This is a genomic window from Verrucosispora sp. SN26_14.1, assembly GCF_004307965.1.
Classification (GTDB): Bacteria; Actinomycetota; Actinomycetes; order Mycobacteriales; family Micromonosporaceae; genus Micromonospora.
Window position 1 is genome coordinate 1 of sequence record NZ_SISL01000182.1, and the last position, 11,128, is coordinate 11,128.

11 protein-coding genes are annotated in these 11,128 nt (G+C 69.8%); all 11 read right to left on the minus strand.

All coding sequences use genetic code 11. From position 1 onward, the window contains the following. The coding region (locus EYA84_RS17170) for an NADH-quinone oxidoreductase subunit G (protein WP_131054076.1) at positions 1–1,741 on the minus strand (1,741 nt) is incomplete at its 3' end. After that, a complete protein-coding gene (gene nuoF, locus EYA84_RS17175; protein ID WP_131054077.1) occupies positions 1,741–3,057 on the minus strand; it encodes an NADH-quinone oxidoreductase subunit NuoF in 1,317 nt (438 codons plus the stop codon). The genes nuoF and EYA84_RS17170, both read right to left, overlap by 1 nt. Beyond that, positions 3,054–4,100, minus strand: a complete 1,047-nt coding sequence (nuoE, locus tag EYA84_RS17180; RefSeq protein WP_131054078.1) for an NADH-quinone oxidoreductase subunit NuoE — start codon at positions 4,098–4,100, stop codon at positions 3,054–3,056. Before nuoE ends, nuoF begins: the two co-directional genes overlap by 4 nt. A gap of 52 nt (positions 4,101–4,152) precedes the next feature. Beyond that, the gene (locus tag EYA84_RS17185; RefSeq protein ID WP_131054079.1) at positions 4,153–5,478 is read right to left on the minus strand and encodes an NADH-quinone oxidoreductase subunit D; all 1,326 of its coding nucleotides are present in this window, start codon (positions 5,476–5,478) and stop codon (positions 4,153–4,155) included. 55 nt (positions 5,479–5,533) lie between these two features. Beyond that, the gene (locus EYA84_RS17190) at positions 5,534–6,265 is read right to left on the minus strand and encodes an NADH-quinone oxidoreductase subunit C (RefSeq protein ID WP_131054080.1); all 732 of its coding nucleotides are present in this window, start codon (positions 6,263–6,265) and stop codon (positions 5,534–5,536) included. After that, the gene (locus EYA84_RS17195) at positions 6,262–6,939 is read right to left on the minus strand and encodes an NADH-quinone oxidoreductase subunit B family protein (protein WP_117229654.1); all 678 of its coding nucleotides are present in this window, start codon (positions 6,937–6,939) and stop codon (positions 6,262–6,264) included. Before EYA84_RS17195 ends, EYA84_RS17190 begins: the two co-directional genes overlap by 4 nt. Positions 6,940–6,952: 13 nt before the next feature. Beyond that, positions 6,953–7,318 (minus strand): NADH-quinone oxidoreductase subunit A, encoded by a 366-nt coding sequence (locus EYA84_RS17200; RefSeq protein ID WP_117229653.1) that lies wholly within the window; start codon positions 7,316–7,318, stop codon positions 6,953–6,955. A 108-nt stretch (positions 7,319–7,426) separates the two neighbouring features. Then, positions 7,427–8,701: a geranylgeranyl reductase family protein gene (locus EYA84_RS17205; protein WP_131054081.1), complete on the minus strand. Its 1,275-nt coding sequence runs from the start codon at positions 8,699–8,701 to the stop codon at positions 7,427–7,429. Between the two features lie 168 nt (positions 8,702–8,869). Beyond that, positions 8,870–9,076: a hypothetical protein gene (locus EYA84_RS17210; protein WP_131054082.1), complete on the minus strand. Its 207-nt coding sequence runs from the start codon at positions 9,074–9,076 to the stop codon at positions 8,870–8,872. Positions 9,077–9,152: 76 nt separating this feature from the next. Further along, entirely contained in the window at positions 9,153–9,860 is a 708-nt protein-coding gene (locus tag EYA84_RS17215; RefSeq protein WP_131054083.1) for a demethylmenaquinone methyltransferase, read from the minus strand. A gap of 149 nt (positions 9,861–10,009) precedes the next feature. Continuing rightward, a partial coding sequence (locus tag EYA84_RS17220; RefSeq protein WP_131054084.1) for an LPXTG cell wall anchor domain-containing protein occupies positions 10,010–11,128 on the minus strand: 1,119 nt, incomplete at its 5' end.

Here is an 11,128-nt window from a genome sequence, read left to right on the forward strand (position 1 = left end):
GGTCGACGCCGGCCACCACCAGTGCGCCGAGGCGGCCCTCGGCGGCGGCGGCGAGGATGCCGTCGGTGTCCCGGCCGGCCTGGCTCGGGATCACTCCGGCCGGGATGTCCCACGCCTCGCCCAGCTCGGCGCGCGCGGTCGGCTCGGTGACGATCCGCCCACCGGGCAGCAGGTTGGGCAGGCAGCCGGTGTCGACGGCGCCCCGGTCCCCGGCGCGTCGCGGCACCCAGGCCAGCTTCGCACCGGTACGCGCGGCCACCTCGGCGGCGGCGGAGAGCCCGCCGGGCACCGAGGCCAGTCGCTCACCGACGATCAGGATCGCACCCGGGGCGCTCAGCGCCTCGGCGACCGTGGCGTGCTCGGCGAGCACCCCGGCCTCCTCACCCGGCACCACCCGGGCCAGCTTGGCACCGAGCTTCTCCAGGCCGCGGGTGGCGAACGGCGCGATCGCGTACACCTTGAGCTTGTTCTTGAGGTACGCCTTGCGCATCCGCAGGAAGAGGATCGGGCACTCCTCCTCCGGCTCCAGGCCGACCAGCACCACGGCGGGAGCGTTCTCGACGTCGGTGTAGGTGACGTCGGTGCTGCCCGCGACGTTGCTGGCCAGGAAGTCGGCCTCCTCGCGGGAGGCCGGGCGGGCCCGGAAGTCGATGTCGTTGGTGTGCAGCGCGATCCGGGCGAACTTCGCGTACGCGTAGGCGTCCTCGACGGTCAGCCGACCGCCGGTGAGCACCGCCGAGCCCTGACCGCCGTCCCGGGCCGCACGCAGCCCCTCGGCGGCGACGCTGAGCGCCTCGCTCCAGGACGCCTCACGCAGCTCACCGGTGCGCTCGTCGCGGACCAGTGGAGTGGTCAACCGGTCGGTGGCACGGGCGTACTGGAAGCCCCACCGGCCCTTGTCGCAGTTCCACTCCTCGTTGACCTGCGGGTCGTCGCCGGCCAGCCGCCGCATCACCTTGCCCCGACGCCAGTCGGTGCGCTGGGCGCAACCGGCCGAGCAGTGCTCGCAGACGCTCGGGCTGGAGACCAGGTCGAACGGGCGGGCGCGGAAACGGTACTGGGTGCCGGTCAGCGCGCCGACCGGGCAGATCTGCACGGTGTTGCCGGAGAAGTACGAGTTGAACGGCACGTCACCTGCGTCGCCCTCCTCGCCGTACTCCTCGTCCCGGTAGATGTTGATCTCCTCGGCGGACGAACGGTTCATCAGGTCGATGAACTTGTCGCCGGCGATCTCCTCGGAGAACCGGGTGCAGCGCTGGCAGAGCACGCAGCGCTCGCGGTCGAGCAGCACCTGGGTGCTGATCGGCAGCGGCTTCGGGTACTCCCGCTTGTGCTCGTGGAACCGCGAGTCGGTGCGGCCGGTCGACATCGCCTGGTTCTGTAGCGGGCACTCGCCGCCCTTGTCACACATCGGGCAGTCGAGGGGGTGGTTGACCAGGAGCAGCTCCATGATCCCCTCCTGCGCCTTCTTGGCGACCGGGGAGCTGAGCTGGGTACGGACGACCATGCCCTCGGCCACCGTCTGCGTGCAGGAGGCGACCGGCTTGCGCTGCCCCTCCACCTCGACGAGGCACTGGCGGCAGGCACCGGCCGGTGCCAGCAGCGGGTGGTCGCAGAAGCGGGGGATCTCCGTGCCGATCTGCTCGGCGACGCGGATCAGCAGCGCCCCCTTCGGGGCGGTGACCTCGACGCCGTCGATGGTCAGCGTGACCGTCTCGGTCGACTTGGCAACGTCCGTCATTAGTGGGCTCCCACCAACTGCTTGTCGGACAACTTCGGAGCGGTCCGTCCCTCGATGTAGTCGAGGTAGTCCTGCTTGAAGTACTTCAGGGACGACGTCACCGAGCTGGTGGCACCGTCACCCAGGCCGCAGAACGAGCGGCCCAGGATGTTGTCGCAGGTGTCGAGCAGGGTGTCCAGGTCGTCGTGGGTGCCCTGACCGGCCAGGATGCGCCGGTAGACCCGGACCATCCAGTAGTTGCCCTCCCGGCACGGGGTGCACTTGCCGCACGACTCGTGGTGATAGAACTCCAGCCAGCGGTAGGTCGCGTAGACCGGGCAGTCCTGGTCCGAGAAGATCTGCGTGGCCGTGGTGCCGAGGATCGATCCGGCGCCGGCCACCCCCTCGAAGTCCAGCGGCACGTCCAGGTGCTCGGCGGTGAGCAGCGGCGTGGACGAACCACCCGGGGTCCAGAACTTGAGGTTGTGCCCGGGCTGCATGCCACCGGCCAGCTCCAGCAGCTCGCGCAGGGTGATGCCCATCGAGCACTCGTACTGACCCGGGTTGGCGATCCGGCCGGAGAGCGAATAGATCATCGGTCCGGAGGACTTCTCCGTGCCCATGGTCTTCCACCACTCGGCGCCGCCCAGCACGATGTACGGCACGCTGGAGATGGTGCCGACGTTGTTGACCACCGTGGGGCTGGCGTACAGGCCGTGGGTCGCCGGGAACGGCGGGCGCAGCCGGGGCTGGCCCCGGAAGCCCTCCAGCGAGTCCAGCAGCGCCGTCTCCTCGCCGCAGATGTACGCACCGGCGCCCGAGTGCACCACCAGGTCCAGGTCGAAACCGGACCCGAGGATGTCGCGCCCGAGGTAGCCCTTGGCGTACGCCTCGTTCACCGCGTTGCGCAGCCGGCGTGCCGCGTGCACGGCCTCGCCCCGGATGTAGATGTAGGCCCGGCTGGCCCGGATCGCGTACGACGCGATGATCACGCCCTCGACCAGCGAGTGCGGGTCGTGCGTCATCAGCGGCAGGTCCTTGCAGGTGCCCGGCTCGCCCTCGTCGGCGTTGACCACGAGGTAGTGCGGCTTGCCGTCGCCCTGCGGGATGAAGCCCCACTTGAGGCCGGTCGGGAAGCCCGCGCCGCCACGACCGCGCAGCCCGGAGTCCTTGATGAGCTGGATCAGGTCGTCCGGGTGCGCCTTGAGCGACTTGCGCAGTGCGGCGTACCCGTCGAGCTTCTCGTAGGTGCCGATCCGCCAGGCGTCCGGCGACAGCCAGCGCTTGGTGAGGACCGGCGTCAGCTTGGCCAGGATCTCCGGCCGAGGCGTGGTCACTTCTGAGCCCCCTTGTCGTTCGCGGAGCCCTGGCCACCGCCGGACGACTCCGCCTCGCTGAGGTTGCGCTCCTGAGCCTCGGCGTCGTCGCCGGCAGGCTTGCCGTCACCGGCGGGTGGGTTGGCCGCCGCACCGGCGGCCTCCGCCGCGCGGGCGTCGCTCGACGCCGGAGGCGACCCGTCGACCGGCACCTTCGTGCCGGGGGCGTCCGGCACCGCCGTCTGGGCGTCCGGCTGCCGGGTCTCGGCGGTACGCACCTGCGGCGACTTGCGGTCCGGCGCGGGTACGTCGGGCGCCGTGGTGCCGGTCGGCGCGGCCTTGGCCGGGGTGGCCGGGGCCGGCTTGTCACCGGCCTTGCCGCTGCGGATCGGGGTGTTCGGGTCGAAGCCCGGCACCGAGATGCCGTGCTGCTCGGCCAGGCGCAGGCCACGCAGGCTCGGCTCGCCCGGTACGCCGTCGGCGACCGCGCCCTCACGCTCGTCGGCGAAGCCGGCGAGCTGCACCGCCATCTCCTTGAGCGTGCAGAGGCGGGCGCCCCGGCTCGGCGTGGGCCGCCCTCCGGCGCGCAGCTCGTCGACCAGACCGACCGCGCTCTGCGGGTCGACGCCGTCGAAGAAGTCGTAGTTGACCGTCATCACCGGGCCGTAGTCGCAGGCGGCCAGGCACTCGGCGTGTTCGAGGGTGATCGTGCCGTCCTCGGTGGTCTCGTCGTGCCCGACACCCAGGTGCTCGGTGAGGGCGTCGTAGACCTCCTGCCCGCCGAGGACGTTGCACATGGTGTTGGTGCAGACGCTGACCAGCCAGTCACCGGTGGGGCGGCGCTTGTACATGGTGTAGAAGCTCGCCACGGCGCCGACCTGGGCCTTGTTCAGGCCGAGCACCTCGGCGCAGAACGCCACTCCGGCCGGGGAGACGTAACCCTCCTCGGACTGCACCAGGTGCAGCAGGGGTAGCAGGGCCGAACGGGACCGGTCGGCCGGGTAACGGGCGATGATCTCCCGCGCCCGAGCCCGCGTCGCATCAGTGAAAACAGTCGTGGTCATCAGCGCCGCCTTCCGTTCGCGACTGCGGGGATCGCAAGCCCACTCCTCGCGCTCACCGGTCACAACCTCCCATGACGGGGTCCAGCGAGGCACCGCCGGCGATCACGTCGGCGATCAGGCCACCCTCGGCCATCGCCGGCAGTGCCTGGAGGTTGACGAAGCTCGGCTCGCGGTAGTGCACCCGGTACGGCCGGGTGCCACCGTCGGAGACCGCGTGCACACCCAGCTCGCCGCGCGGCGACTCGATGCCGACGTACACCTGGCCCGGCGGCACCCGGAAGCCCTCCGTCACCAGCTTGAAGTGGTGGATCAGGGACTCCATCGACTGCCCCATGATCTTGGCGACGTGCTCCAGGGAGTTGCCCATGCCGTCGACACCGATGGCCAGCTGCGCCGGCCACGCGATCTTCTTGTCGGCGACCATCACCGGACCCGGCTCGAGCCGGTCCAGCGCCTGCTCGACGATCTTGAGCGACTCGCGCATCTCGGCCATCCGGACCAGGTACCGGCCCCAGACGTCGCCGTCGGGATGCGTCGGCACGTCGAACTCGTAGTCCTCGTAACCGCAGTACGGCATGGTCTTGCGCAGGTCCCAGGCCAGCCCGGCGGAGCGCAGCACCGGCCCGGTGACGCCGAGCGCGACACAACCGGTCACGTCCAGCACCGCGATGTTCTTCGTCCGCTCCAGCCAGATCGGCTGGCCGGAGAGCAGGTCCTCGTACTCCTTGAGCCGCTTCGGCAGGAGCTTGAGGAAGTCGCGGATCTTGACGATAGCCTCGTCCGGCACGTCCTGGGCGACACCGCCCGGCCGGACGTACGCGTGGTTCATCCGCAGGCCGGTGATGAGCTCGAAGATCTCCAGGATGTACTCGCGCTCCCGGAAGCCGTAGAGCATCATGTTGATCGCGCCCAGCTCCATCGCCGTGGTGGCGACCCAGACCAGGTGCGAGGAGATCCGGTTCAGCTCCATCATGAGCACCCGGATGGTGTTGGCACGCTCGGTGATGTCGTCGGTGATACCGAGCAGCTTCTCCACGGCGAGCGAGTACGCCGTCTCGTTGAAGATCGGCGAGAGGTAGTCCATCCGGGTCACGAACGTCGAGCCCTGGACCCAGTTGCGGTATTCCAGGTTCTTCTCGATACCGGTGTGCAGGTAGCCGACGACCGAGCGGGCCTCCCGGACCGTCTCGCCCTCCAGCTCCAGGACCAGCCGCAGCACCCCGTGCGTGGACGGGTGCTGCGGACCCATGTTGACGACGATCCGACCCTCGTTGATCGGGTCGACTCCCGAGACGAGGTCGTCCCAGTCCCCACCGGTGACGGTGAAGACCCGACCTTCGGTGGTCTCGCGCTCGGTGGCGTAGTTGGACGCGCTCACAGTGCCGACCTTTCGTTCGCGACTGCGGGGCTCCGCTTCGCTGCACTCCTCGCGTTCACTGGTACGACCTCCGCTTGTCGGGCGGCGGGATCTCGGCGCCCTTGTACTCCACGGGCACGCCGCCGAGGGGGTAGTCCTTCCGCTGCGGGTGACCCTCCCAGTCGTCCGGCATGAGGATCCGGGTCAGCGCCGGGTGGCCGTCGAAGACGACGCCGAACATGTCGTACGCCTCCCGCTCCTGCCAGTCCGCGGTCGGGTAGACCGAGGTGACGCTGGGCAGATGCGGCTCCTCGGCGGAGACGGCCACCTCCAGCCGCACCAGTCGCCGATAGGTCATCGAGGTGAGCTGGTAGACCACGTGCAGCCGGCGCTCGTCGGCACCGAGGTAGTCCACGCCGGAGAGCGACGAGAGCAGCTCGAAGCGCAGCCCCGCGTCGTCCCGCATCACCTGGCAGACCTCGGCGATCCGCTCCGGGCGGATGTGCAGGGTCAGCTCACCCCGGTCGACGACCACGTTCTCGATCGCCTCGCCGAAGGCCGGGTACGCCTCCTCCAGCGCGTCGTACACCTCGTCGAAGTAGCCACCGAACGGCCGGGGCGAGTCCACGAGCTGCGGGCGCGGGCGGACCAGCCCGCCGAAGCCGGAGACGTCACCGGTGCCCTGGTTGCCGAACATGCCCCGACCGGCGGGCGAGGCCGGCGGGAACTCGGCGGGTGCACCGCTGGTCGACCCGGCCGGCGTCACCGGAACCGGTACGACACCGTCGGTCCGCTTGTCGTCAGTCACTTGATCCCCCCGTACGGGTGGAGGTGGTTCTGGGCCTTCATCCAGTTCTCGATCCGCAACTGCTCCTCGCGGCCCTCGCGGACGGCCTTCGTCCACTCGGCCCGCCGGGCCTTGTCGTTGCGGTACGACGACGGCATCGAGCCGTACGGCACCACCGGCACGTCACCGCGCGCCTCGCGGGCCGCCAGCATCTTGCGGCCGTTCGGACCGAGCGGCTCGTGGCCGATCTTCTCGCGCAGCTTGAGGATCGCGTCGATGAGCATCTCCGGCCGGGGCGGGCAGCCCGGGAGGTACATGTCGACCGGCACGACGTGGTCCACGCCCTGCACGATGGCGTAGTTGTTGAACATGCCGCCGCTGCTGGCGCAGACGCCCATGGAGAGCACCCAGCGGGGCTCGGCCATCTGGTCGTAGATCTGGCGCAGCACCGGGGCCATCTTCTGGCTGACCCGGCCGGCGACGATCATCAGGTCGGCCTGACGGGGCGAGGCCCGGAAGACCTCCATGCCCCACCGGCCCATGTCGTAGTGCGGACCACCGGCGGCCATCATCTCGATCGCGCAGCAGGCCAGGCCGAAGGTGGCACCCCAGACCGACGACTTGCGCGACCAGTTGACGAGCTTCTCCACCGAGGTGAGCAGGACGCCGGCGGGAAGTTTCTCCTCGATACCCATTGCCGTTCCTCCCTCAGTCCCAGTCCAGGCCGCCGCGCCGCCACTCGTAGGCGTACGCGACGAAGACCGCACCGATGAAAATCAACATGGCGACGAATCCGAATACCGGAAGCATGTCGAAGGAGACCGCCCACGGGTAAAGGAAGATCATTTCCACGTCGAAGACGATGAAGAGCATCGCCGTCAGATAGAACTTGACCGGGAACCGGCTGCCGCCGATCGGCTGCGGGCTGGGCTCGATGCCACATTCGTAGGCTTCGAGCTTGGCCTTGTTGTAGCGCCGGGGTCCGGCGAACCGGGCAGCCCCTATGGAGAACAGCGCGAAGGCCGCGGCGAGGGCGAACAGCCCAATGATGGGTACGTAAGGCGAGAGCGACATCTTCTTCTCCTGCTCGTCCTTCCCTGCCCGCGTTCGTTGGCGAAATTCACACTATTCACATCCCACCCGGCGACCGTCGGCGGGGGTCGATCTGCCTGGTCCGCGCCCCTACACTGCGGGCGCGACCCGGGTCATCGCATTGATCACCCGGTCCATCGCGTCACCGCCACGAGGGTCGGTGAGGTTGGCCAGCAGCTTGAGCACGAATCTCATGAGGGTCGGGTGGGGCATGCCGTGCTTGGTCGCCACCCGCATGATCTCGGGCCGGCCGATCAGCTTCACGAAGACCCCACCCAGCCGGTAGTAGCCGCCGAACCGGGTTTTCAACTCCTGCGGGTACGCCATCAGTGCCCGCTCGCGCTCGGCACCGACCGGACGGGCCAGCGCCTGCACCGCGACCTCCGCGGCCAGTTCACCGGACTCCATGGCGTACGCGATGCCCTCGCCGTTGAACGGGTTGACCATGCCGCCGGAGTCACCGACAAGCATGACCCCCCGGGTGTAGTGCGGCACCCGGTTGAAGCCCATGGGCAACGCCGCGCCGAGGATCGAGCCCTCGGCGTTGGCCTCGTCGGTCATCCCCCACTCCGGCGGCGTGTTGGCCAGCCAGTCGGTGAGCAGCCGCCGGTAGTTGGTCTTGCCGAAGGCCGACGAGGAGTTGAGGATGCCGAGGCCGACGTTGACCCGGCCGTCGCCGAGGCCGAAGATCCAGCCGTACCCGGGCAGCAGGGCACCGGTGCCCTTGGCCCGCAGCTCCAGCCAGGACTCCAGGTAGTTGTCGTCGTGCCGGGCCTCGGAGCGGTAGTAGCGGCGTACCGCCACGCCGATCGGGCGGTCCTCGCGCTTGGCCAGCCCGAGGGCGAGCGGGAAGCGGCCGGAGACGCCGTCCGCGGCGACGACCAGCGGCGCGTGGAAGGTGGCCGGTGCCTTGTCCGGGCCGTCCTCGGCCTCCACGCCGATCACCCGGCCGTCGCCGTCGAGCACCGGGCCGGTCACGTTCACGTTGGTCCGCAGCGTCGCCCCGGCGGACGTCGCCCGCTGGACGAGCAGGTCGTCGAAGTCGAGTCGGGTGCGGACCAGCCCGTAGTTCGGGAAGCTGGCCAGGTCGGGCCAGTCCAGTTCGAGCCGGACCCCGCCGCCGATCACCCGCAGACCTCGGTTGTGCAGCCAACCGGCCTCGGGCGAGGTGTCCACGCCCATCCGGATCAGCTGCCGCACCGCGCGCGGGGTCAGCCCGTCACCACAGACCTTCTCCCGGGGGAACTCGGTCTTCTCCAGCAGCAGCACGCGTACGCCGTGCCGGGCCAGGTGGTATGCGGTCGCCGACCCACCGGGGCCGGCGCCCACGACGATCACGTCGGCGTCGTTCTCCACCGCGGTCATTCGCGCCTCCTCCCCGGGTGCTCGTGAAATGCTTCACAAGCCAGTCGGGACGAGTCTATGACCGCCGCCGTACGCTCGGTTTGTTAGGGCGACCTAACATCACGGAAACAGGACACTGACGGAACTCCCGGACGCTGGGCTCATGCCGTCCGAGGCATCGGAGCAGCCCTATGCGCGGGGGCCGGTCGCGTCCAGACCTGCGCGGATCGTCTCCGGCAGGTGCTCCCGCAGCGCGCCGCCGGCAGCCCGGTCCAGCGCGGCGAGCACCTCGGACACCACCTGACGCACGTCCGCCGGATCCGCGCCGGCCAGATCCCTGAGCTGGTCGACCAGCTCGGCGGCATCATCGATGGCCACGTGGCGCGAATCCGTCATGCGGGCCAGCCTAAGCGGCAGACAATATCAAACAGACTTATTCGCCCAAATAGCGGTGAAAATGGTGCAAGTCGGGTCAGTCACGGATGGCGCGGTGCAGCGCCACGATGCCGCCGCTCAGGTTCCGCCACGCCACCCGACCCCACCCGGCCGCGCCCACCCGGGCGGCCAGCGCGGGCTGGTCCGGCCAGGCCCGGATCGACTCGGCGAGATAGACGTAGGCGTCCGGGTTGCTGGACACCGTCCGCGCCACCGCCGGCAACGACCGCATCAGGTACGACAGGTAGACGGTGCGGAAGGCCGGGTTGACCGGGGTGCTGAACTCGCACACCACCAGCCGGCCGCCGGGCCGGGTGACCCGCGCCAGCTCGCGCAGCGCCGCATCGGTGTCGCTGACGTTGCGCAGCGCGAAGGAGATGGTCACCGCGTCGAAACTCGCATCGGCGAAGGGCAGCCGGAGGGCGTCACCGGCCAGCAGCGGCACCTGTGGACGGACCCGCTTGCCCGCATAGAGCATGCCCAACGACAGGTCGGCGCCGACCGCGTACGCCCCGGAACGGGACAGCTCTTCGGTCGAGACCCCGGTGCCCGCGCCCACGTCCAGCACCCGGTCCCCGGGGCGCAGATCCAGCGCGGCCCGGGTGGCCCGCCGCCAGAACCGGTCCTGCCCGAAGGAGAGGACGGTGTTGGTCAGGTCGTAGCGGGCCGCGACCCCGTCGAACATCGCGGCGACCTCGTGCGGCTGCTTGTCCAGGCTGGCGCGCTGGCCCTGCGGGGTGCTCACCCCTCCACTCTGCCAGCCGGGCCTCGCACCCTTCACGCCCAGGGTCACCGGCGCCCACCGCAGAGACAGTAGGGGCGGGATGGTCGCCCATCCCGCCCCTACTGCCGTGCGTTATGTGAACGGCCCGCGCGGGCCGATTGAGGACTACCTCAGGAATTGGTCTTCTCGTCGCCCGGAGCCACCAGGACCACCCGGCGACGACGGGACACCAGGAACATGGCCGCACCGGCGAGCACGACACCCGCGCCGACGGCGCCGATCACGCCCGCCTGCACACCGGTGACCGGCAGGCCACCGCCGCCGCCACCGTTGCCGGTGGCCGCCACGATCACGGCGAAGTCGTCGCTGTTGTCGGACGGGTCGATGTCGGCGAACTCGGACTCCTCGATCTTCCGGACCTCGGCCCGGTCGAAGTCGGGCTTGGTCGCCTGCTTGCTGATCCGGGCTTCCGGCTTCAAGGCGCCGTACGCCACGGCCGCCAGCGAGCCGCCCTTGAGGGCCACCGGCGCCTTCACGTCCTCGTCCACCACGACCGGCAGCTCGAAGGTCAGCACGCTGTCCTGCTCGAGCACGAAGTCCTTGTCCTCGCAGACCACGGTGCGGTCGGCGCCGGTCTTGCAGCCGCCGATCGGGAAGGCCAGGCTGACGTGCTCGGGCAGCTTGAAGGTCATCTTGAGGCCCTGTGCGACCAGGTCACCCTGGTTGACGACCTCGCTGTACACGACGGCGGTGTCACCGGGGTGCAGCTTCTTGCCCTCTTTGCCGGTCTCGAAGTCGATGCTGGTCTTCACGTCCGGGACGATCACGCCCAGGTCGACGCCGCTCTCCGGGGTCACCTCGACGTCGAACTCGACGCTGTTGTTGCTGTCGTCGGTGTCGTCCGGCGACTCGATGGTGATGGTGACCGGGGCCTTGTACGGCCCGGTAGCCGTTCCACCGGGCTTGATCAGGAGGAGCGGCAGCTCGGTGGTCTCGCCGGGACCGGGGATCTCGGTCTTGTTCAGCTCGCAGACGAACAGGTTCGGGTCGGGGTCGCTGTCGAAGGTGCACCCACCCTCGGTGAACGTCACGAACCAGAGCTTGCTCTCGTCCACCTTGGAGGCGTCGACCCTGAGGGAGACCTTGCTCGGGGTGTTCTTGCCCTGATTGGCGATCTTGGCCCAGGCGATCTTGCCCCAGGCGCCGTCGGTGACCCTGGTGCCGGCCGAGGTGATCGCCAGGTCGGTCTCGGTGCCGGCCGCGTGGGCCGGCGCGCCGAACGCGGCGAC